General features: G+C 64.9%; 15 protein-coding genes, 1 tRNA gene and 1 other RNA gene. 10 read left to right on the top strand and 7 right to left on the bottom strand.

Going from position 1 to position 22351, the window contains the following annotated elements; genetic code table 11:
- Positions 1-93 precede the first annotated feature (93 nt).
- From carB to DMR_RS10500, 10 genes are all read left to right on the top strand, one after another.
- The gene (gene carB, locus DMR_RS10545) at positions 94-3330 is read left to right on the top strand and encodes a carbamoyl-phosphate synthase large subunit (protein WP_015860890.1); all 3237 of its coding nucleotides are present in this window, start codon (positions 94-96) and stop codon (positions 3328-3330) included.
- Positions 3331-3347: 17 nt separating this feature from the next.
- The gene (gene purF / locus DMR_RS10540) at positions 3348-4763 is read left to right on the top strand and encodes an amidophosphoribosyltransferase (protein ID WP_015860889.1); all 1416 of its coding nucleotides are present in this window, start codon (positions 3348-3350) and stop codon (positions 4761-4763) included.
- A 6-nt stretch (positions 4764-4769) separates the two neighbouring features.
- Positions 4770-5123, top strand: coding sequence for a hypothetical protein (locus DMR_RS10535; protein WP_015860888.1), 354 nt, complete (start codon positions 4770-4772; stop codon positions 5121-5123).
- Positions 5124-5560: 437 nt separating this feature from the next.
- The gene (locus DMR_RS10530; protein WP_043600486.1) at positions 5561-6889 is read left to right on the top strand and encodes a (Fe-S)-binding protein; all 1329 of its coding nucleotides are present in this window, start codon (positions 5561-5563) and stop codon (positions 6887-6889) included.
- Between the two features lies 1 nt (position 6890).
- Complete coding sequence (locus tag DMR_RS10525) at positions 6891-8951, top strand: FAD-dependent oxidoreductase (RefSeq protein ID WP_015860886.1); 2061 nt, start codon at positions 6891-6893, stop codon at positions 8949-8951.
- Between the two features lie 102 nt (positions 8952-9053).
- Positions 9054-10880 carry an alkaline phosphatase family protein gene (locus tag DMR_RS10520; protein ID WP_043600482.1) on the top strand — a complete coding sequence of 609 codons (1827 nt, stop codon included), beginning with the start codon at positions 9054-9056 and terminating at the stop codon, positions 10878-10880.
- Positions 10881-10951: 71 nt separating this feature from the next.
- Complete coding sequence (locus tag DMR_RS10515; protein WP_015860884.1) at positions 10952-11413, top strand: MarR family winged helix-turn-helix transcriptional regulator; 462 nt, start codon at positions 10952-10954, stop codon at positions 11411-11413.
- 47 nt (positions 11414-11460) lie between these two features.
- Positions 11461-12720 (top strand): MFS transporter, encoded by a 1260-nt coding sequence (locus DMR_RS10510; protein WP_043601663.1) that lies wholly within the window; start codon positions 11461-11463, stop codon positions 12718-12720.
- 77 nt (positions 12721-12797) lie between these two features.
- Entirely contained in the window at positions 12798-13823 is a 1026-nt protein-coding gene (locus DMR_RS10505; RefSeq protein WP_015860882.1) for an aldo/keto reductase, read from the top strand.
- Entirely contained in the window at positions 13820-14422 is a 603-nt protein-coding gene (locus DMR_RS10500) for a phosphoribosyltransferase (RefSeq protein ID WP_015860881.1), read from the top strand. Before DMR_RS10505 ends, DMR_RS10500 begins: the two co-directional genes overlap by 4 nt.
- A 108-nt stretch (positions 14423-14530) precedes the next feature.
- On the opposite strand, the gene DMR_RS10495 is transcribed toward DMR_RS10500, so the two are convergent.
- The 7 genes from DMR_RS10495 to xerD form a co-directional block, all read right to left on the bottom strand.
- A complete protein-coding gene (locus tag DMR_RS10495; RefSeq protein WP_232502905.1) occupies positions 14531-15766 on the bottom strand; it encodes an SGNH/GDSL hydrolase family protein in 1236 nt (411 codons plus the stop codon).
- A gap of 115 nt (positions 15767-15881) precedes the next feature.
- An RNA gene (ffs, locus tag DMR_RS22775) (signal recognition particle sRNA small type) lies at positions 15882-15977 on the bottom strand.
- Positions 15978-15983: 6 nt separating this feature from the next.
- Positions 15984-16073 (bottom strand) — tRNA-Ser (locus DMR_RS10490).
- Positions 16074-16128: 55 nt separating this feature from the next.
- Positions 16129-17022, bottom strand: coding sequence for a phosphoribosylaminoimidazolesuccinocarboxamide synthase (locus tag DMR_RS10485; RefSeq protein WP_015860879.1), 894 nt, complete (start codon positions 17020-17022; stop codon positions 16129-16131).
- A 16-nt stretch (positions 17023-17038) separates the two neighbouring features.
- The gene (gene hisD, locus DMR_RS10480) at positions 17039-18343 is read right to left on the bottom strand and encodes a histidinol dehydrogenase (RefSeq protein ID WP_015860878.1); all 1305 of its coding nucleotides are present in this window, start codon (positions 18341-18343) and stop codon (positions 17039-17041) included.
- A 160-nt stretch (positions 18344-18503) separates the two neighbouring features.
- A complete protein-coding gene (locus DMR_RS10475; protein WP_015860877.1) occupies positions 18504-21308 on the bottom strand; it encodes a CBS domain-containing protein in 2805 nt (934 codons plus the stop codon).
- A 15-nt stretch (positions 21309-21323) separates the two neighbouring features.
- Positions 21324-22259 carry a site-specific tyrosine recombinase XerD gene (xerD, locus tag DMR_RS10470; protein WP_043600479.1) on the bottom strand — a complete coding sequence of 312 codons (936 nt, stop codon included), beginning with the start codon at positions 22257-22259 and terminating at the stop codon, positions 21324-21326.
- Positions 22260-22351: the final 92 nt, after the last annotated feature.

Here is a 22351-nt window from a genome sequence, read left to right as displayed (position 1 = left end):
TGGGCGCAAAGGCCTTGCGCGATCAAGCGAACTGGCTTATCCCTTGCCGGTTCCGCATTTGTCGTTTCACCCTCTAAAAAACCACCCCACGCCATGCCCAAACGGACGGACATAAAAAAAATCATGATCATCGGCTCCGGGCCCATTGTCATCGGACAGGCCTGCGAGTTCGACTATTCGGGTTCCCAGGCCGCCAAAGCCCTTAAAGAAGAGGGCTATGAAGTGGTGCTCGTCAATTCCAACCCCGCCACCATCATGACGGACCCGGGATTGGCCGACCGCACCTACATCGAGCCCATCGAACCCGGCACCGTCGCCCGCATCATCGCCCGGGAACGCCCCGACGCGCTGCTGCCGACCCTGGGCGGCCAGACCGGCCTCAACACGGCCGTGGCCCTGGCCGAGTCCGGCGTGTTGGACGAATACGGCGTGGACCTGCTCGGCGCGTCCCTGGACGTCATCAAAAAGGCCGAATCGCGGGAACTGTTCCGCATCGCCATGGACAACATCGGGCTGAAGATTCCGCAAAGCGGCATCTGCCACACTATGGAGGACGTCAAGGAGTGGGGCAAGCGCATTCCCTTCCCCATCATCGTGCGTCCGGCCTATACCCTGGGCGGCACCGGCGGCGGCGTGGCCTACAACCAGGAAGACCTGGAGAAGATTGCCTCGGTCGGCCTGGCCGCCAGCATGAAAAGCGAAATCATGCTGGAGCGCTCGATTATCGGCTGGAAGGAATTCGAGCTTGAGGTGATGCGCGACAAGGCGGACAACTGCGTCATCATCTGTTCCATTGAAAATATCGACCCCATGGGCGTGCACACCGGCGATTCCATCACCGTGGCCCCGGCCCAGACCCTCACCGACGACGAATACCAGCAGATGCGCAACGCCGCCATCGCCATCATGCGCGAGATCGGCGTGGAAACCGGCGGGTCCAACGTCCAATTCGCGGTCAATCCGGCCGATGGCGAAATGGTCATCATCGAGATGAACCCCCGTGTGTCGCGCTCCTCGGCCCTGGCTTCCAAGGCGACCGGCTTTCCCATCGCCAAGATCGCGGCCAAGCTGGCCGTGGGGTACACCCTCGACGAGATCCCCAACGACATCACCCGCGAGACCATGGCGTCCTTCGAGCCTACCATCGACTATTGCGTGGTCAAGATCCCGCGCTTCACCTTTGAGAAGTTCCCGGGCTCGGAAGACTACCTGACCACGGCCATGAAGAGCGTGGGCGAAGCCATGAGCATCGGCCGCAACTTCAAGGAAGCCATGCAAAAGGGCCTGCGCTCCCTGGAGATCGGGGCCACCGGCTTTTCGGCCATAAACGACGTCTGCGAGGCCGACCGGGACACCTTGCTGGCCGCCCTTCGCCGGCCCAATTCCCGGCGGATGTTCCAGGTGCGCGAAGCTATGCGCTGCGGCGTCTCCCTGGAAGACATTTTCGAGGCCACCTGGATCGACCCCTGGTACTTGCGCCAGTTCAAGGAAATTGTCGACATGGAAGCGCGCATCGCCGCCTTCCCCAAGGACAAGATTTCCCCGGCCAACGCCGACTGCCGCGAGCTTATCGCCGACGCCAAGAAAAACGGCTTCTCCGATCCCCAACTCGCCACGATCCTGGGCCTGCCGTCGAGCCTCGATGCCCGCAAGCTGCGCAAGGACATGAGCATCACCCCCACGTACTACCTTGTCGACACCTGCGCCGCCGAGTTTGAGGCTTACACGCCGTATTACTATTCGACATACGAAACCGGCAAGGAAGTGGCCCCCAAGGCCGCCCGCAAGGTCGTCATCCTCGGCGGCGGCCCCAACCGCATCGGCCAGGGCATCGAGTTCGACTATTGCTGCTGCCACGCCTCGTATGCGCTGCGCGAGATGGGCGTGGAGTCGATCATGGTCAACTCCAACCCCGAAACCGTCTCCACCGACTACGACACCTCCGACCGGCTGTATTTCGAGCCGCTGACCTTCGAGGACGTGCTCAACATCCTGGAAGTCGAAAAGCCCGAGGGCGTCATCGTCCAGTTCGGCGGCCAGACGCCGCTCAATCTGGCCGTGCCGCTTTTAAACGCCGGCGTGCGCATCCTGGGCACCTCGCCCGACAGCATCGACCGGGCCGAGAACCGCGAACGCTTCCAGACGCTGCTCCAAAAGCTTGGCCTGCGTCAGCCGGCCAACGGCACGGCGTTTACCGTGGAAGACGCCGCGACCATCGCCGACAAGATCGGCTATCCCGTGGTGGTGCGCCCGTCCTACGTGCTGGGCGGCCGGGCCATGGAGATCGTCTACGACCGGGCGGACCTCGAGAACTACTTCAAGGTCGCCGTGGTCGCCTCGGGTAAGCACCCGATCCTCATCGACAAGTTCCTGGTCAACGCCACCGAGGTGGACGTGGACGCCGTGTCCGACGGCACCGACACCTACGTGGCCGGCGTCATGGAGCACATCGAGGAAGCCGGCATCCATTCCGGCGACTCGGCCTGCGTGCTGCCGCCCCACAGCCTTGATCCGGCGCTGATCAAGGAAATCGAACGCCAGACCGTGGCCCTGGCCGAGGAACTCGGTGTCGTGGGCCTCATGAACATCCAGTTCGCGGTGAAAGACGGCGACATCTACATCCTCGAAGTCAATCCCCGGGCCTCGCGCACCTCGCCCTTTGTGTCCAAGGCCACGGGAGTGCCCCTGGCCAAGCTGGCCACCAAGGTCATCATGGGCCAGAAGCTGAAGGATCTCAATCCCTGGGCCGAGCGCAAGTCCGGCTACTACGCGGTCAAGGAATCGGTCTTCCCGTTCAACCGCTTCCCGGGCGTGGACGTCCTGCTCGGACCGGAAATGCGCTCCACCGGCGAAGTCATGGGTGTGGACGAGTGCGTGGGACTGGCCTTCATGAAAAGCCAGCTCGGGGCCGGCCAGGTGCTGCCCCAGCAGGGGACCGTGTTTCTGTCCATCGCCGACAACGCCAAGGACGAGGTGCTGCCTGCGGCCCAGATCCTCGGCGAGCTGGGTTTCAAGATCCTGGCCACCAAGGGCACGGCCGCCTATCTCCAAGGGAAGGGCATTGCCGTGACCCCGGTGCTCAAGGTCTTCGAAGGCCGGCCCAATATTGTTGACCACATGAAAAACCGCGAGGTCGATCTGGTGGTCAACCTCGTGTCCGACAAGCGCACCGTGCGCGATTCCATGTCCATCCGGCAGACGGCGCTTTTGTACGGCATCCCGTACACCACCACCGCCGCCGGAGCCCGGGCCATGGCCCAGGCCATCCGCGAACTGCGCGGAGCCGGACTCACCGTGAAAAGCTTGCAGGAGTACTACGGGGCCAACTAGGCCCCGGGTGGCGCGTCATGAAAAAGGAATATTGCGGACTGTTCGGCATCTACGGCCACCCCGAGGCCGCGCGGATGACCTACTTCGGCCTCTACGCCCTGCAACATCGCGGGCAGGAGTCCGCCGGCATCGTCACCTGGGACGGCACGCGCATCCGCGAACAACGCGGCATGGGCCTGGTCGCCGACGTGTTCAGCGAACGCCACCTGGGCAAGGAACTCAAGGGCTCGGTGGCGGTGGGGCATATCCGCTATTCCACCACGGGCGCGTCGCTTTTGCGCAACTGCCAGCCCTTTCTGGTGCGCTTTGGCAACTACAACCTCGCCATCGCCCACAACGGCAACCTGGTCAACACCATGGAGCTGCGCGAGGAACTGGAAGCCAGCGATTCCATCTTCCAGACCACCATCGACTCCGAGGTCATTGTCCACCTCATTGCCAAGTACTTAAACGGCTGTTCCCTGGAAGAAGCCGTCATCAAGGCCTGCAACAAGGTCAAGGGTTCCTATTCCTTGCTCCTTTTGTGCAACGACAAGATCATCGCCGTGCGCGATCCCCACGGCATCCGGCCGCTCATGCTCGGCCGCATGGGCGACGCCTACGTGTTGGCCTCCGAGACCTGCGCCTTCGACCTCATGGAGGCCGAGGCCATCCGCTCGGTGGCCCCGGGCGAGATGCTCGTCATCCAGGACCGCCGGCTCCAGTCGTATCGCATCTGCGATCCCCAGCCGGTGCGCCAGTGCGTGTTCGAACTCATCTACTTCGCCCGGCCCGACTCCGAGGTCTTCGGCGAGGTGGTCTACGAACGCCGCAAGCAGATGGGCTGCACCCTGGCCCATGAAGCGCCGGTGGACGCCGATTACGTCATGCCGTTCCCCGACTCCGGTTTCTACGCCGCCATCGGCTATTCCCAGGCCTCAGGCCTGCCCTTTGAGATGAGCATGGTGCGCAACCACTACGTGGGCCGCACCTTCATCCAGCCCTCCCAGGACATGCGCGACTTCAGCGTCCGGGTGAAGCTCAATCCGGTCAAGAGCATGATCAAGGGCAAGCGCATCCTCATCGTCGAGGATTCCATCGTGCGCGGCACCACCATCCGCACCCGGGTCAAACGCCTGCGCGAACTCGGCGCCCGCGAGATCCACATGCGCGTGTCCTGTCCGCCCATTCGCTACCCGTGCTTCTACGGCATCGACTTCTCCTCCAAGGGCGAACTCATCGCCGCCCACCAGTCCGTGGACGACATCGCCCGTTTCATTGGCCTGGACTCCCTGCACTACCTCTCCATCGAGGGCCTTTTGGAGTCGGTGCGCGGCAACAGCCAGGAACCGCCGTACTGCATGGCCTGTTTCGACGGCAACTACATCATCCCGCCCTGCGGCGAGGGACTCAAAACCTGCCTGGACGACGTGTCCCTGGCTCTTTCCTGGTAGTCCTCCATGAACCTCAATATCGATCTGGCCTCGGCCAAGGACAAGTCTCTGTCCAAGCTCTTGCTCTCGGCTGCCAAGCCTTTTCTCGCCCCCTACGGCGAGGTGCTGGCCCTGGAGATCAAAAGCGCCGAGCGCTCCGTGCGCGTGGACGTCTTGCCCCTGGGCGAGAGCGAACCCATCCGGGTGGAGCTGGCCGGCTACGGCCTGGCCACCGACGAGACCGGGCGCGGCTGGCTGACCTTCCAAAGCCTGACCACCTCCCGGGAGTGGCTCACGCGTATCGCCGACAAGGCCCTGGCCGACCGGCGCATCAAGCTCCCCTCGGCCACGCCCATGGCCATGTTGCAGGCCATGTTGTAGATTGTTGGAGATAGCGAATATTGCAAGCGCGCCGGGCGACCGGCGCGCTTTTTTTTATGAAGATGCCTCCGGCGGCTGGGGGCCTGAGGCCCCCAGACCCCCCGTATGGAGAAAGTTTTAAAGGGGTTGGGACGAAGGTTGGGTTCTTTGTCGGTCAGGAGGTGCAGAAGGCGGGCGTTGCCGCTGGACGGGAACCACTTTTTATTTCCCCCATTTTGTTCCGTAAATTCAAAGCTCTTGGCAGTCTGGGCGGGCGGGCAGGAAAAAAGCCAATTTTAATTTATTTTCCTGCATGTTACCTCTGGCATACAAGGCTGGTGCAAGCTCCCTGTTCGCTGTTCGGACAACGCTTTCTTCACGAAACCGTTGTTTTTTCCGGCAATGCCGCCTTGCGTCCGCGGCGCATTTCCCTTGGATGCCCGCGCCAGGAGACCGCCATGGAACTGCTCGATCTCGCCGCCGCCCTGCCGGAACCCGAGGACCGGCTGCGCGCCCTGGACGTCCGATCCTGCCTGGGCTGCGGGGCCTGCGCCAGCGGTTGTCCCATCCCCGGCACGCCAGGCATGGAAGGTTTCGATCCGCGCACGGCCATACGGCTGGTGGCTATGGGCCGGGAGGCCGAAGTCATCGCCTCGGCCTTTCCCTGGGTCTGCACCACCTGCGGCCGCTGCTCCCATGTCTGCCCCATGGGCATCGACCTGCCGGCCGTTTTTGCCCTGCTTCGTGATCTGGCCCCGCGTTCTTCCGTGCCCGGAACCTTGGAAAAGGGCGTGGCCTCGGTGCTGGAGACCGGCAACACCCTGGCCATCCCCCTGGAAGACTACCTCGACACCCTGGCCGACATCGGCGGCGAGCTGGCCGAGGAAGAATGCCCGGGCTTTTATGTGCCTGTGGACAAGAAGAACGCCGAACTGCTCGTCTTCCTCAATTCCAAGGAAGTCTTTGGCGACTTCGACGACCTCAAGTGGTGGTGGCGCATCTTCTACAACGCCCGCGAGGACTGGACCGTGCCCTCGCGCAACTGGGAGGCCGAGGACTGGGGGCTTTTCACCGGCAACGCCGACGTCTCCCTGGTCCTGGCCCGGCGCAAGCTTGACCTCATGCGCAACCTCGGCGCGGCGCGTCTGTTTATCCCGGACTGCGGCGGCGGTTCCTACGGCTGCCGCCTGGGTCTGACCACCTGCGCCCTGGAAGACCCTTCCAGGCAAGTGGACGCCGTCTATTTCTACGACTACCTCCTGGATCGCATCACCTCGGGCCGCCTCGTTCTCGACCCCTCCCGTAACGCCGGCCGGAGCTATGTCTGGCATGACGCCTGTAAACACGGCCGCGAATTGGAACGCCATTTCGGCAAGGGCTACTACGACGAACCCCGGGCCATCCTGGCCGCCTGCGTGGGTGCCGAAAACGTTGTCGCCATGTCCCCGGACCGGGCCAACAACTATTGCTGCGGGGCCGGCGGCGGCAATTGGCCCATGCCCTTTGAAAAGGAATCCGCCGCCCACGGCCGGTTCAAGGTGGAGCAGTTGGAAGCCTGCCGGGCCGACGTGGTGGTGGTCGGCTGCGCCAACTGCCGCGATCAGCTGCAAAAGCGCCTGCCCCGGTTCTATCCCGGCCGCTGCCGCTACGAGGTCAAATACCTCTGGCAGCTCGTGGCCGAGACCATGATTGAAACCCCCTGGACGGCAGCGGAAGTCGAGGCGGCCAGCGAACGCTTCCGGGTGCAGCGCCAGCATTTCGAAGCCGAACTCGACGGAGGCTTTTGACATGGAGCCCCAAGCCATCCTGCCTGTGGCCGTGGCCGGCGCCGGCCCGGCCGGCCTGCGCGCCGCCCTGGATCTGGCCACGACCGGACGCGAGGTCCTGCTTATCGAGGCCGGGCCGATGCTTGGCGGCGCGGCCAGGCATCTGGCCACCCTGGTCCAGACCGGGCAACCGGCCGGGCTGGCCCTGGACGCCATGGCCCAGGCCGTGGCCGCCCAGCCGCGCATCAGCCGGCTGGGCGGCTGCCGCCTGCTGGGCGTAACCGGCAGCCCCGGCGACCTTGTGCTCACGGTCCGGCAAGCCGGCGAAACGGAGGCACTGGAACTGCGGGCCGCCTCCCTGATCCTGGCCACGGGTCTGGTTCCCTACCACCCCGGTGAACTCGATTTTTTCGGCTATGGCCCGGTCGCCGACGTCATCACCAGCATCGAACTCGAAACCATGCTGGTGGCTGGGAGCGTGCGCAGGCCGTCCGACGACGCGCCGCCGGCTTCGCTGGCCTTTATCCAGTGCGTGGGTTCGCGGATGCGCCGCCCGGAGGAACGCCCGGCCTGCTCCAGCCTGTGCTGCGTCGTTTCCCTGCGCCAGGCCCTGGCCTTGCCTGAAGCCCGGCGGACCATCTACGCCATGGACCTGCGCGTCCATGGTACGGGAGGCCAAGCCCTGGCCAATGCCGCCGAAGCCTCGGGCGTGGCCGTGCGCTATGCCCGGCCCCATACCCTGGAACCCGGCCCGGAAGGTCGGGGCGTGGTTTTTCGGGTCATTGACGAGCAGGGGGGCGAAGTCCTTGACCAGGTAGATCTGGCCGTGTTGGCCGTGGGCCTTGGCCCCTCGCCCCAGGGCCGGGAACTGGCGGCGGCCTGCGGCCTGGAAACGGACAAGCAGGGGTTTGTGCCGACAAACCCCTTTGCCCCGGCCGTGACCAACCGGCCGGGGCTGTTCGTGGCCGGCGGCGCGTCCGGCCCGGCCGATGTGGCCATGGCCACAGTGCAAGGCTCGGCCGCCGCCCTGGAGGCCTGGGCCTGGGCTCCCGTGCCGACCCCACGGCGCGACACGCCGGCCGTGCTGGTAGTCGGCGGCGGGGCGGCCGGGCTGGCTTGTTCCCTGGGGCTGGCCGAGAGTGGCATTCCGGTCGTGCTCATTGAAAAAGCCGACGCCCTTGGCGGCAATCCCCGAAAGCACCCGACGGTCTGGAAGGGCAGCGACACCCGGCAAGCCGTGGCCGCCATGGCCGAGGCAGCCTTTGGCCATCCCAACATTGAGGTGCTGTGCGGCGCGCGGCTGGTCGGGGTGTCCGGCCAAGCCGGCGAGTGGAACGGCGAAGTGGAAACGTCGGCTGGCCGCCGGAACATCGCCTTTGGCGCGGCCGTGCTGGCCCTGGGCGGGGCCGAAGCCCGGGTGGACGGGCATCTCTACGGCCGCGACCCGCGCGTCATGACCCAGCTCGAATTCGAGAACTGGCGGCGGTTGCACCCCGGCCCGGACGAAGCGCCCAGGCTCGCCGCCTTCATCCAGTGCGTGGGTTCGCGCCAAGGGCAGGGCGGCTACGACGCCTGCGCCCGGACTTGCTGCGCCCAGGCCTTACAAGCGGCCGTGGAACTCAAAAAAGCCCGGCCCGACGCCCAGGTGGCCGTGTTTCACCGCGACATCACCACCTACGGTCGGTTTGAATCCCTGTATACCGAGGCCCGACGCCTGGGCGTGGCCTTTTTCCGCCACGACGCTGCCTCGCCGGCCCAGGTGGAACGGTTGGGGCCGGACCTCGTCGTGGCCGGTATCGACCGGCTGCTCGGCCGCGATGTTCGGTTGCGGCCCGATGTGGTCATCCTGGCCGCGCCCCTGGTCCCATCGGGCCTGGACGAGCTGGCCGGGCTTTTTGACCTGCCGCGCGGCCACCTGGGCTTTTTCGCCCCGGCCCATCCCGTCTTCGCGCCCGTGGACCTGCCCCGGCCAGGCCTTTTCGCCGCCGGCCTGTGCCTTGGCCCCAAACCGCTGGACGAATCCGTGGCCGAAGGACGGGCGGCGGCCATGCGGGCCTTGGCCTATCTGGCCGGTTTGGCCTGACCTTGGGTCTTTGAGGGGTTTTTCGGGGCTGGGCAGGCGACACATTTTTTGCTATGCGGAGAACCGTTTTCGACAGCCAGATTGTCGCCAAACAGGAACTCCATGTCGCCAAAGCCCTTTCGTAAAGCCCTCGTCCTTGGCATCGACGGCCTTGATCCCGGCCTGTGTCGTCGGCTTCTGGCCGCCGGCCGGCTGCCCCATCTCGCCCGGCTGGCGTCTGGGGGGCGTTTCGTTTCCCTGGCCACGTCCAATCCGGCCCAGAGTCCGGTGGCCTGGACGAGCCTGGCCACCGGAACCAATCCCGGCCGCCACGGCATTTTCGACTTCATCGTGCGTGCCCCGGGGACCTATCTGCCGCGCCTGTCGCTGACCCGTCCCGGCCCGGGCGGCGCGCCGCTGCCAGCCTACGACTGCGAGACGTTTTTCGAGGTCGCGGCCAAGGCCGGGCTGCCCACCACCGCTGTGCGCTGGCCGGTGAGCTATCCGCCGGCATTCGGCGGGGCCACGGTCCTGTCCGGACTCGGCGCGCCCGACGTCAAGGGGCGGCTTGGCAACTACGTCCAATACGCCGAAGAAGCAGATGGCCAAGGCGGCCGGGGCCGGTTCGTGCCCGTGCGGTTCGTGGACGGCAAGGCCACCCTGGCCGTGGAAGGCCCCATGGCCGTGGTCGCCGGCCGCAAGACTCCGGCCGTGGTCCCCTTGGCCCTGGCCCGCCAGGACGGACGACTGGACTACACCCTTGGCGGCCAATCCGGCAGCCTCGGGCCGGGGCAGTGGTCGCCGTATCTTTCCGTGCGCTTTGAAACCGGGCAGGGCAGTCCCGTGGCCGGCGTTACCCGGCTGTGGCTGGGCCGCTTGGAGCCTTTGGAACTCTACCTCGGTCCCATCCAGATCGACCCGGCCGCGCCCTGCCTGCCCATTGCCGCGCCAGCCGGATACGCCGCCGAGCTGACCGACGCCCTTGGCGGCCCCTATTCCACCCTGGGGATGCCCGAGGAGACCAAGGGACTGACCGACGGCGTCATGACCGACGAGGCGTTTCTGGCCCTGTGCGACGACGTGACCCGCGAGCGCGAGGCCATGCTCGACTTCGAACTGGGCCGGTTCCGCGAGGGTTTGCTCTCCGTGGTCTTCGACACTTCCGACCGTATCCAGCACTGCTTTTGGCGGTTGGCCGACCAGACGCATCCGCTGTATGACGCGGCCGAGGCGGCCCGCCTGGGGCCGGTCATCGACGACCATCTGGCCCGCATGGACGCCGTGGTGGGCAAGGTCATAGACGCGGCCGGGGATGACACGGCGCTTTTCGTCTGCTCGGATCACGGTTTTTGTTCCTACACCCGCTCCATCAGCCTCAATGCCTGGCTCGTGCGCCAAGGCTACATGAAGCTTAAGCCCCACGATTCGACCGACAGCGGGGAACTGTTCCGCCATGTGGACTGGTCGGCCACCCGGGCCTTTGCTCTGGGTTTCGGATCGGTGTGCCTCAATGTGGCCGGCCGCGAACAGCAAGGCATCGTGCCGCTGGGCGAGGCCGACGCCCTGGCCGGGGAACTGGCCGCCCGCCTGACCGCCCTGGCCGACGGTCCGGCCTCGCCCATCGCCGCCGTCCACCGCCGGGAAGCCCTCTACAGCGGCCCCCTGGCCGGAGAAGCTCCGGACCTCATCGTCGGTTGTCGGCCGCCATACCGTCTGGCCTGGACCTCGGTCATCGGCGGCACGGGCGGCGAGGTCTTCGCCGACAACCGCCAAAAATGGTCCGGCGACCACTGCGTGGATGCTTCCTTTGTGCCGGGTTCGCTTTTTTCCAACCTGCCCCTGGCCGCAGCCGACGGCGTGTCCCAAACCCGTCTGGCCGCCACGGTCTGCCGAAGCCTGGGATTGCCTCCGGCGGCCCACATGGACGACGACTTGTTGTCATCCTCGTAAAGCGGCCTTGACGCGGTCCTGTCCGCGACTTACTATTTCTAAAGCTAACTATTAATCCCAAGGATACCGCCATGACCGATCCACTCGACACCTGCGCCCGCGAGCTGCTCGATGTCATGCCGCTGATCATGCAGGACCTGCGGCGCACCATGCGCAGCCAGAGCGCCCCGGACCTCCGCGTGCCGGAGTTGCGCAGTCTGGCCTTTTTGCGGCACAATCCCGGTTCCAACCTCACCGATTTGGCCGAATACATCGGCGTCTCCCTGCCCTCGATGTCCAAGCTCGTCGATACCCTGACCTACCGGGGCTTTATCGAGCGCACCCCGGACGCCCAGGACCGCCGCCGGGTGCGTCTGGGCCTGACCGAGCCAGGCCATGCCATTCTGGCCAAGGCCCGGGAAGCGGTGAAGGCCTCCTTTGCCGCCAAGCTCGCCCGTCTGGGACCGGATGACGTGGAACTCGTCACCGCCAGCATGCGTCTTTTGCACACGCTGTTTACCCAGCCCCAGGAAAACGGCGCAACAAACGCCTAGCACCCGGCTAGGTCGAGTTCGCTCGGCCTGCCGTTATGCTCTTTTTCATGCCGACTCCAAACGCCAAAGCCCGGGAATTGCTGTTGCGCTCGTTTCGCCACCGCAATTTTCGGCTTTTTTTCGCCGGGCAGTTCATTTCCCTGACCGGCACCTGGATGCAGTCCGTGGCCGTGTCCTGGCTGGTCTACCGCCTGACCGGCTCCAGCCTGGCCTTGGGACTGACCGGCTTTGCCAGCCATATTCCGGTCTTTGTCTTCGGTCTTTGGGGCGGTTGCCTGGCCGACCGGGGCAACAAGCGCCGCATCCTCATCCTGGCCCAGGCCGCCGCCATGGTCCAGGCCCTGACGCTGGCCTGGCTGACCCTTTCCGGCACGGCCGCCCTGTGGCAGGTCGTCGGGCTGGCCGCCTTCCTTGGCCTGGTCAATGCCGTGGAGATGCCCACCCGCCAGGCCTTCGTGGTGGACATGGTGGGCCGCGACGACCTGCACAACGCCATTGCGCTTAATTCCTCCATGTTCAACAGCGCCCGGGTGCTGGGTCCGGCCCTGGCCGGCCTGCTCGTGGCCGCCATCGGCGAAGGCTGGTGCTTCTTTGTAAATGGCGTCAGCTACTTGGCCGTCATCGCCGCCCTGGCCGCCATGCGCTTGCCGCCGGCCCCGCCCGCGCCGGCCTGTCCGCCGGCCGGCGGAGCCATCCGCCAGGGACTGGCCTACGCTTACGGGGACATGAAGATTCGCGCCATCCTGAGCGCCCTGGTTGCGGTGAGCCTTTTCGTCTCGGTGGTCATGGTGCTGCTGCCGGTGATGGTCAACGCCGTCCTTGGCCAGGGGGCGCGGGAGCTGGGCTTCATGACCGCCTCCATGGGCGCGGGCAGCGTGGTCGCGGCCGTGACCTTGGCCCTGCGGCGCGAAAGCCGGGGCCTGTCGCGCTGGCGGGCGGTCTGCGGGCTTGGGGTGGGGCTTTGCATGATGGCCTTTGCCGCTTCCCGGACCTTTGCCCTTTCAGCTGCCATCGCGTCCGCCCTGGGGTTTTGCCTGATTCTCTTTTTCGCCGCCTCCAACACCATCCTCCAGTTGCGCACCCCGGACGCCATGCGTGGCCGGGTCATGGCGCTGTATGCCGTCACCCTGGTCGGCATGGCTCCCTTCGGGTCGCTCATGGCCGGCGGGGCGGCCAGCCTGCTCGGCGCGCCCCGGGCCATCGCCCTGGCCGGCGGGCTGTGTCTGGCGGGGGTGGCGGCCAGTTTGTATTTCGAAGCCGTGACCCATAAAGCCAGCCAGGACGGTCCAGCCAGGCCCACGCATTGACAGCCGCCGGGGCCGGCGTCACAACTCGGACCAAACCGCCAGCTCGCCGCCGTCCGGGCGGCCAAAGGAGCCAAGCCATGCAGACCATTCGCCTCGGACAGACCGGCATCGAAACAGCGGCCATCGGGTTCGGCGGCATCCCCATCATCCGCCTTGGCCGCGACGAGGCGGCCAGCCTCATGCGCCTGGCCTTGGAGCGCGGCATCACCTTTTTCGACACCGCCAACCGCTACATGGACAGCGAAGAGAAGATGGGACTGGCCTTCGAGGGCCTCCGGGACAAGGTGGTCATCGCCACCAAGACGGGAATGCGCCGAGCCAAGGAGGCCATGGAGGAGCTGGAGCTGAGCCTCACGCGCCTCCGCACCGACTATATCGACCTCTACCAACCCCATCAGGTGTCCACGCCCGAGGACTACGAGACGCTTTTCGGCCCGGACGGGGCCATGGGAGCCTTGGTCAAAGCCCGGGAGCAGGGCAAGATCCGCCACATCGGCATCACCTCCCACAGCCTGGACATGGCCCGCAAACTCGTGGCCACCGGCCTTTTCGCCACCATCCAGTTTCCCTACAACATCGTCGAGACCGAGGCCGCCGAGAACCTTTTCCCCGAAGCCCGGGCCAAGGGCATGGGCATCCTGGTCATGAAGCCCTTTGCCGGCGGCATGATCGACGACGGCGAGGTGGCCTTGCGCTTCCTGCGCCGGGAAAAAGATGTGCTCGTCCTGTGCGGCTGCGATCAGGCCGAGCAGGTGGAGCAGGCCGTGTCCGTGTTTTCGGGCGAGCCGGTCTGGACCGAGGCGGACGCGGCCAAGGCGCAGGCCTACCGGGACGAACTCGGGTCGCGCTTTTGCCGGCGCTGCGAATACTGTCAGCCCTGTCCCCAGGGCGTGCGCATCACCTACGCCATGATGTACCGGGTGGTGACCAGGCGTCTGTCGCCGGCCAAGGCGGTCAATTTCTCCGGCGCGGTCATGGAGACGGTGCGCGACTGCGTGGACTGCGGCGAATGCGCCACGCGCTGCCCCTACAACCTGCCCATCCCGGAGATGCTGCGCGAACACCTGGCCATGTACGACGCCCACCGGGAGGCGGCCAAGTGATCACCCTGACCCAGGCCCTTATGGAGCGTTTCTGGGAAGCCGGCGCGGTGGTGGTGCGCGACGCCCCCATCACCCTCAAATCCGGCCGCCAGAGCCATGTCTACGTGTCCCTGCGCCATTTCGTCTGCGAAGCGGCCAATCTGGCCCTTCTTAGCGACGTGTTCGGGGAATGGCTGGAAGGCCGGGCGTTGCCCCTGGGCAGCGTGTCGAGCCTGCTCTCGCCGGTGCTGTGCGGGGCCTTTGCCGGCCGCTTCGACCTGCCGTTGGCCCTTTTTCGGGCCGATGCCTCGGAAAAGGGGTTGGCCGGCCAGGTGTTTGGCGGCGAGAAGGGCGCGCCCGTGGTCCTTGTGGACGACGTGCTGACCTCGGGCGGCACGGCCGTAGAGGCGGCCCGGGCTTTTATCGAGCAGGGCCTTGGCCAGCCGTCGTTGTTCGTTTTCGTGGACAAGCGCCCGCAAAGCCTGCGAGGAAAATTTCCCATGCCCGTGGCCGCGCCCCTGACCCTTGGCGAGCTTTTGGGCCACGGCATCGAGGCCGGGTATCTGCGCGGGGAGGCCGTGGGCTTTGCCGAGAAGGAACTGGCCTTTTTGGCGGACTAGGACCGCGTCCCTGAAAGCCGCAGGCGCATTTCGCCGATCGGGATCAAAACAATTGCTGATTCCAGCAAATCCCGACGTTTGTTTTCTGGGGCGTGAGAGGAGACGCGGTTAGGGCTTGCCGAGGACTTCCTCGATGACCCGGGCAGTGGCTAAAGCGTAGACCTCGCCGCCCTTGTCGCTCATATGCCCGTCATGGGGCAGGCAGAACCATGCGTACATCTCTTCCTTGGATTTGTCCTTGGGCAGATATTCCCGCATCAATTTGACCGAGAGCCAAGGCGCAGCGGCAAGCAGCGCTCTGGTCGTGTCTTCGGCCGGCTGCCACGTCAGATCGTCATAGGTCGGATTGAGCATCCCCAAAAACACCTTGCCGGGAAACATGTCGCGGATGGCCTCCATGCTGCCCGCCGCCTGGAGAATGATTTCCTCCTGGGAAAGCTCGCGTTTTTTCGTTTCCGGTCCCTTGAACCACTCCGGATGGCGCAAATCGGTCAGGGACGGCGATTTCCCCAGGGCCATGGCGATGGAATAGGGATAGAGGGACGTCAGCAGTTGGCCGCGCAGAAACCGGCGGACCACTTCCTGCTTCACTTTGCGGACCTTGGCCGGATCGGCGGCCATCTCCGGCGGCAGGGACAAATTATAGGAATGGCGGCAGGTGTCGTTGGAGAAATCCACTGGCGGCTGTTCGCAGGACACGCGCAGGTAGCCGACTTCCTTGCCCTCGGCATCAATCGGCACGGGGATTTCGCCGCTGACCAACTGCTTGGCTTTATCCTTGAGCGGATTGTCGATTTCCGTCGTGCAATTGTTGCATCGAGGAAAATCAGCGGCAATGAAGTTGACGATCACCATATCAGGATTGAGCTTCTGGGCTATCCTGGCCAAATTCACGAAATCGGGGAAACCGGCCGCATACATGCCAAGGTTGTAGACTTTGAACGTGGTGACGCCGAGCTTGTCCTTGAGGGATTTGTCCGCGTTGAGAACGTCCTCCAGCCGGTCGGGCCAAGGCTCCATCATTTGCACGGATGCCGTAAACGAATCGCCAATGATGGCGATTCGATACTCGCCAGTTTTTTTGACCGGATCATAGTTTCGCCTGGAAACAAGCCCCATGTTGTTGAAATGGTATATGGACTTCCAAACGATGTCGGATTTTTCGTCGTAGACGTAGTAGAAGTGTGTCCTGTTGGGCGTCTCCCAGCCCAGAGGATCGGTATTTCCGGACTGTTCGGCATCGCTTTGGGCAAATGTGGACGTCGTCTTGAAATTGCCGAGAAGATATTTGTGCGCGAGCCAAAATCGTGCACCAGCTTCCACGCACACAAACGTCAGAAGCATCGAAGCACAAACCAACAAGACATTCTGGAGGGATTTTTTCATGGCAGGCCTGAATTCGACGTAGGGTGGGCCAGAACATCAGGAAAAATAAAAAAAAGCGCGAGTTGCCTCGCGCTTTTAAGGGAAGCCGGACACCCGGCTGCAACCGTTACCGCTGCTTCCTTTCGGACCTGACGGGGTTGGCGGCGCAACCGCCATCCGACTTCCCTGAAAACTGTGGCGGAGAGGGAGGGATTTGAACCCTCGGTACCCGTTAAGGTACATACGATTTCCAATCGTACTCCTTCGGCCGCTCGGACACCTCTCCGCGAGACGGTGGTAATTACAAAGAACCCGTGGCCTTGGCAAGCAAAAAATGCCGGCTAGGCCAATTTTTTTCCGGTCAGCAGCTCGTAGGCCGCCAGGTACTTTTCCTGGGTCTTGGCGATGACGTCCTGGGGCAGATTCGGGGCCGGCGGCTGCTTGTTGAAGCCTATGGAGACGAGCCAGTCGCGCAGGTACTGCTTGTCGTAGCTCGGCTGGGATTTTCCGGCCGCGTAGCCCTCGGCCGGCCAGAAACGCGAGGAATCGGGCGTCAGCACTTCATCGATGAGGATCAGCTCGCCATCGATAAGCCCGAATTCGAATTTGGTGTCGGCGATGATGATGCCGCGCTCCCGGGCGTAGTCCCGGGCCTTGGCGTACATGGCCAGGCTCGTGGCCTCGACCTTGGCGAAAAGCGCGCTGCCCAGCATCTCCTTGGCCGTGTCCAGGGTGATGTTTTCGTCATGGGCGCCGAGATCGGCCTTGGTGGACGGGGTGAAGATGGGCACAGGCAAAATCTGGGATTCCACCAGCCCGGCCGGCAGGGCATGGCCGCAGACCGAACCCGTGGCCTGATAGTCCTTGAGGCCCGAGCCGGTGATGAAGCCGCGCACGATGCACTCGATGGGCAGAGGCTTGGCCTTTTTGGCCACCACCGACCGGCCGGCCAGATCGGCGGCGTGAGGGGCCAGCGGCGCGGGGAAATCAGCTACGTCCGAGGCGATCAGGTGGTTGGGGACCATGTCCTTGAACATGTCCATCCAGAACAGCGTGATCTGGTTGAGGATCACGCCCTTGAGCGGAATGGGGTCGGGCATGATGACGTCGTAGGCCGAGATGCGGTCGGTGGTGACCAAAAGCAGGCTGTCCGGCGAGAGATCGTAAATGTCGCGCACCTTGCCCCGCGAGCGCAGGGGATAGGCCTTGATGTCGGTTTCGGTCACGGCGTGCATATATGGCGCTCCTTCCTTATTTCAAACGGCATTCCACGCTGCGGGCGTGGGCTTCGAGATTTTCGAGTCTGGCCAGCCGGGCGATCTTGGGGCCGTTGGCGGCCACGTAGCCCGGGGCGGCGGCAATGAGGCTGGTTTTCTTGGTGAAGGTGGACACGGACAGGGCCGAGGAGAACCGGGCCGTGCCCATGGTCGGCAGCACGTGGTTGGGGCCGGCGAAATAGTCGCCGACCGGCTCGGGGCAGTGGTGGCCCATAAATACCGCGCCGGCATGGCGCACCTTGCCGACCAGGACCCAGGGATCGGCCACGCACAGCTCGAAATGCTCGGGCGCGATGGTGTTTATGAGTTCCATGCCGACGTCGATATCGGGCACGGCGACTAGCGCTCCGTAGTGGGACAGGGAGGCGGCGGCGATGTCGTTTCTGGGCAGGGCAGCCACTTGTTTGGCCAACTCGGCGCAAGTGGCGTCAAGCAGGGCCTTGTCGTCGCTTATGCACACGGCGGCGGCCATGGGATCGTGCTCGGCCTGGGACAGCATGTCGGCGGCCAGCCATTCGGGGTTGGCCGTGGAATCGGCCAGAATGGCGATTTCACTTGGCCCGGCGATCATGTCGATGCCGATGCGGCCGATGAGCAGGCGCTTGGCCGTGGTGACGTAGATGTTGCCCGGCCCGACCACCACGTCCACCGGGGTAATGGCATCGGTGCCGTAAGCCAGGGCGGCTACGGCCCAGGCGCTGCCCAGACGGTAGATCTCGGTGACGCCGCACACGGCGGCGGCGGCCAGGATGTAGGGATTGAGCGTACCGTCGGCCCGGGGCGGGGACACGGCCACGATACGGGGTACGCCGGCCACGGCGGCCGGGATGGCGTTCATGAGCAGGCTCGAAATAAGGGGCGTTTCGCCGCCGCGCCCGCCGGGCACATAGCAACCGGCGGCGTCCACCGGGGTGACGATCTGGCCGAGCATGGTGCCGCCCGGGGACGGAACCCACCAGGACTGTTCCTTCTGGCGCTCATGGAAGTCCCGGATGTTGGCCGCGGCTTCCTCAATGATGGCCAAGTCGGCGGCGGGGACGGCGTTCTTGCCGGCCTCGATGTCGGCGGCCGGCACGCGCAGGCAGGAGGCGTCGAAGGTCTTGCAGTCGAAATCGCGGGTCAGTTCCACCAGGGCGGCGTCGCCGCGCTCGGCCACGTCGGCCAGGATGCGGCGGACTTTTTCCTCGGCGTCGCCGGCCGCCTCCTCGCGAGTGGCGAGCAGGGCGCGAAGCGCCCCGAAATCGGCCGGACCGGTGACGGTAAAGCGGGGACAGGGCATGGGAATATCCTTGGGCAAGCTTGAAGGTGACGCGTGAAGGCCCTAATTCTAGGCCCAAGCGCGCCAAATGTCGAGACGCCGGGGAGACGGAGAAGAGGCCTCCGGCGGCCGGGGGCCTGAGGCCCCCGGACCCCCCACATAGAGAAATGGGTTAGGGGGCCTAAACGCATCCCCCCGTTGAGGGGGTCCGGGGGGGATCATCCCCCCCGGCCGCCGGAGGCCTCTTCTCTTCCATCTCCCCACTCTCCATGGGCAACTGGCAACGGTCGCCGCCGGGTTGGCGGGCGAGGAAGTCGGCCACTGGTTCGCCCTTGGCCAGGCGGCGGGCCAGTTCCAGTTGTTCGGCCCGGCACACGGCCAAGCCGTCGATGGCCGCGCCGACCACCCGACGCAGGATGTCGGCGTAGCGCGGCCCGGCCTCGACGCCCAGGGCCTTGAGGTCGTTGCCCGTGACCTCCACCCGTTTGTGGCGCAGTGTGGTCAGGTGCAGGGACACGTACTTCTGGAGCGGCTCGCGGGGGTTGCGGGCCATGAGGTAGAGCGCGCCTTCAAGGGGCATGGGTTCGAGGAGGAAATAGAGCTCCGAGGGTGGCCCCTTGTGGTATTCCCAGTTGAAGATGCCCTGGGCGGTGTCGCGGATCTGCTGGCGCAGGGCGACCATCTCGGCCGCCTGGCGTTTGGAGAAATTGAGCCGGCGGGCGATGATGGCGAATTGTTCCGGGTCAAGGCCGGTGCAAAGGCCCAGGAAGTAGAGCATCCAGACCTGAGGCTGGGGCTCGATGTAGAGCAGGCGGTACCAGTTGATGACGTTTTCCACTTCCAGAAGCACGGCTTCCTTGGAGGGGGTCAGCGCCAGGAGCGGATGGATGGCGGCCAGGAGCTTGTAGTCCTGCATCCGGCGCAGGCAGGAGAGCGGCGTTTTCTCCTCGAAGATGAGCCGCAGCTCGTGCATGACCCGGGAACCAGAGAGCTTGTGGAAAAAGCTGTGGCGCACGGCGTTTTTGATCAGCCGGTCGGTCTGGCCGCCGATGCGGAAGCCGAAGCGCTCGCTGAAACGGATGGCGCGCACGATGCGGGTGGGGTCTTCGACGAAGCTTAGGGAATGGAGCACCCGCAGCACCCGGTCCTTGATGTCGCGCTGGGCCCCGAAGAAGTCGACCAGATCGCCGAAGCGTTCGGGCGAGAGGTGCAGGGCCAGGGCGTTGACCGTGAAATCCCGGCGGTAGAGGTCCATTTTGATGGACGACAGTTCCACCGTGGGCAGGGCGGCCGGGTATTCGTAGTATTCCAGGCGGGCGGTGGCCACGTCCACCCGCTGGCCGTCGGGCAGGATGACCACGGCGGTCTTGAACTTGGGGTGGGATTTGTAACGGCCGCCGTAGATGCGGGCCAGTTCGGCGGCATAGGCCACACCGTCGCCCTCGACCACCAGATCCACGTCAAAGTTGGGGTGCTTGAGGAGCAGATCGCGGACAAAGCCGCCGACCACGTAGACGGCGTGGCCGGTCTGCTGGCCGAGTTCGCCGGCCTGCTTGAGCAGGGCCTGGAGCTTTTTGGGCAGGCGCTCGCGCAGCAGCCCAGCCACGTTGCGGTCTTTTTTGCGCTCGGGCAAAAGCGATTCCGGGATGCGGGACGGCTCCTTGACCAGGGTGTTGACCAGGTCGGTGCGGGTGACGACGCCGACGAGCTTGCCGTCCTCGGCCACCGGGGCCAGGCGCTGACGGCGGCCGAGAATCACTTCCATGACGGCGTATAGGTCGGTGTCCGGGGTGATGACGGCCGGATCGCGCATCATGTACTCGCTGACGGAAACGTCGCCCAGGCCGTGGTTGATGGCCTTGTCCATGATGTCGTGCTCGATGACCCCTACGCAGCGCCGGCCGCCCTTGGCCACCACGGGCAAGGCTTTGAGGCCGTAGCGGGTCATGATCTCTTCGGCCCGGCGCATGGTGGCGTTATCCTCGATGGACACGGCCGGCTTGCTCATGAGCTGGCGGGCGTGGATCTGCGGATTGATCTGGGCGTAGAGCAGGCCGAACAGCTCCTCGCGCACCTGGGTCAGCGTCATGTTCTTGATGGAGGCCGAGGCGGCGTAGGGGTGGCCGCCGCCGCCCAGGGCCGAGCAGATCTTGCCCACGTCCACGTCCGGGGTGCGCGAACGGGCGACCAGGTGCACCCGGTCGTTCATAAGGCCGATGGCAAAAAGCACCCGCAGGTTTTCCATGTCCAGGAATTTGTGGACGAGCAGGGCGAAGTCGCCGATGTACTGGTCGGAGGTGGCCTCGGCGATGACCACCTCGATGCCGTTGATGTCGTGGGTTTGCGCCGTCTCGATGAGCTGGCTCATGATGGTGATCTGTTCCGAGGACAGCTCCCGGGTCATGAGGTCGGCGATGACGCCCACGTCCATGCCGCGCGCGCGCAGCCAAGCGGCGGCGGCCAGGTCGTGTTCGGTGGTGGAGGCAAAGGTGAAGGAGCCAGTGTCCTCGTAGATGCCCAGGCCCAGGATGGTGGCCTCGTCCGGGGTCAGGGGCAGGTCCTTTTCCATGATGGCGTCCATGAGGATGCCGGTGGTGGAACCCCAGTTTTTCACCACGGACAAGGCGGCGGCCACATCCTCGTCGGTGTCGGGATGGTGGTCGTAGCAGTGGATGACCAGGCCCGGATTGTCGAAAACCGCCTCAATATGAGGCACGCGGGAGCGCTGGCGGGTATCGACCAGGACGAGTTGTTGGACGCTGGCCGGGTCGATCTCCTTGAAGTTTCTGAAATTGAACATGTAGGTGGCGCTTTGGATGAAAAAGTGCCGCAGGTTTTTTTCCTGGCTGCCCGGGAAGATCAGCGTTGCGCCGGGATAGAGCTTGCCGGCGGCGATGATGGCGGCCAGGCAGTCGAAATCGGCGTTGGCGTGTCCGGTGACGATGACGGGAGCAGGGAGCAGATCGGGCTTCTGGGGAGAACTCATGTATAAAGCGTCACTTTAACTTTTGTCCCGGTCACGGGACCGGGGATGGTGGGCGCGGTGGACGGCCAACAAGCGGCCGGCCTGGACATGGGTGTAAATTTCGGTGGCGCTGATGTCGGCATGGCCAAGCAGCATCTGCACGGTGCGCAGGTCGGCCCCTCCGTCGAGCAGATGAGTGGCGAAGGAATGGCGCAGGCTGTGGGGCGAGATGCGGGTGGAGACCTGGGCGGCCAGGGCATAGCGCTTGATGCCCTTCCACACGGCCTGCCGGGTCAGTCCCTTGCCTGAGCGGTTGAGAAACACGTGCTGGTCCTTGGGACCAAAGGCGCCGCGAATGCTGGAGAGATACGTGGAGAGAAACTCCATGGCCAGGGAATGGATGGGCGTCACACGCTCCTTGGAGCCCTTGCCGAAGACTCGCAGCAAGCCGGCCTGGGCGTCAAAATCGGCCAGGGTCAGGCCCACGAGTTCGGAGACGCGAAGGCCGGCGGCGTAGAGCAGTTCCAGCATGGTGCGGTCGCGGTAGCCCAGGGGCGTGGCCGTGTCCGGAGCGTCGAGCAAGCGCGTGACCTCCTCGCGGGACAGCACGTCTGGGAGCAAACGTGGCAGCTTGGGGTTTTCGATGAGCGCCGCTGGCGAGGCCGACAGCCAGGATTCGTCGGCGGCAAAGGCGAAAAAGCCACGCAGGGCCGAGAGATGGCGGGCCAGGGACCGGCTGGCCAGCCCGCGCGAGCGCAGGTGCATAAGGTAGAGGAGCACGGTCTCGTCGGTGGTGGCTTCCAGGGCCGCGCCGTGGTCGTTTAAAAAAATCAAAAAACCTACGATGTCAGTGGAATAAGCGGCAATGGAATGCTCCGACAGGCCCCTGGCCACAATCAGGTGCTCAATGTAACGGTCGACCCAGGGATGGGCCGGACGGGGAGAGGCCGGGGAGGTGTCGTTGGTGCTCATGGCGCGAGGGCCTTTTCTGGCATGATTTGGGCCGGGCGTAAACGGGCCGAGGCCTGTGCGGCGGCTTGACACGAATGGGGGCCGTTTTTACT

The organism is Solidesulfovibrio magneticus RS-1 (assembly GCF_000010665.1).
In the GTDB taxonomy this organism is placed as follows: domain Bacteria; phylum Desulfobacterota; class Desulfovibrionia; order Desulfovibrionales; family Desulfovibrionaceae; genus Solidesulfovibrio; species Solidesulfovibrio magneticus.
The sequence above is the reverse complement of the archived record's forward strand: the minus strand, read 5'-3'. Positions and strand labels throughout refer to the sequence as shown.

Excerpts from the sequence above, each read along its gene's own strand:
- DMR_RS10495 (WP_232502905.1), bottom strand. The coding sequence starts at position 15,766 with ATGCTTCTGACGTTTGTGTGCGTGGAAGCTGGTGCACGATTTTGGCTC.
- purF (WP_015860889.1), top strand. The coding sequence starts at position 3,348 with ATGAAAAAGGAATATTGCGGACTGTTCGGCATCTACGGCCACCCCGAG.
- DMR_RS10520 (WP_043600482.1), top strand. The coding sequence starts at position 9,054 with ATGTCGCCAAAGCCCTTTCGTAAAGCCCTCGTCCTTGGCATCGACGGC.
- DMR_RS10515 (WP_015860884.1), top strand. The coding sequence starts at position 10,952 with ATGACCGATCCACTCGACACCTGCGCCCGCGAGCTGCTCGATGTCATG.
- DMR_RS10530 (WP_043600486.1), top strand. The coding sequence starts at position 5,561 with ATGGAACTGCTCGATCTCGCCGCCGCCCTGCCGGAACCCGAGGACCGG.
- DMR_RS10505 (WP_015860882.1), top strand. The coding sequence starts at position 12,798 with ATGCAGACCATTCGCCTCGGACAGACCGGCATCGAAACAGCGGCCATC.
- DMR_RS10475 (WP_015860877.1), bottom strand. The coding sequence starts at position 21,308 with ATGAGTTCTCCCCAGAAGCCCGATCTGCTCCCTGCTCCCGTCATCGTC.
- DMR_RS10485 (WP_015860879.1), bottom strand. The coding sequence starts at position 17,022 with ATGCACGCCGTGACCGAAACCGACATCAAGGCCTATCCCCTGCGCTCG.
- DMR_RS10525 (WP_015860886.1), top strand. The coding sequence starts at position 6,891 with ATGGAGCCCCAAGCCATCCTGCCTGTGGCCGTGGCCGGCGCCGGCCCG.
- DMR_RS10535 (WP_015860888.1), top strand. The coding sequence starts at position 4,770 with ATGAACCTCAATATCGATCTGGCCTCGGCCAAGGACAAGTCTCTGTCC.
- hisD (WP_015860878.1), bottom strand. The coding sequence starts at position 18,343 with ATGCCCTGTCCCCGCTTTACCGTCACCGGTCCGGCCGATTTCGGGGCG.
- xerD (WP_043600479.1), bottom strand. The coding sequence starts at position 22,259 with ATGAGCACCAACGACACCTCCCCGGCCTCTCCCCGTCCGGCCCATCCC.
- carB (WP_015860890.1), top strand. The coding sequence starts at position 94 with ATGCCCAAACGGACGGACATAAAAAAAATCATGATCATCGGCTCCGGG.
- DMR_RS10510 (WP_043601663.1), top strand. The coding sequence starts at position 11,461 with ATGCCGACTCCAAACGCCAAAGCCCGGGAATTGCTGTTGCGCTCGTTT.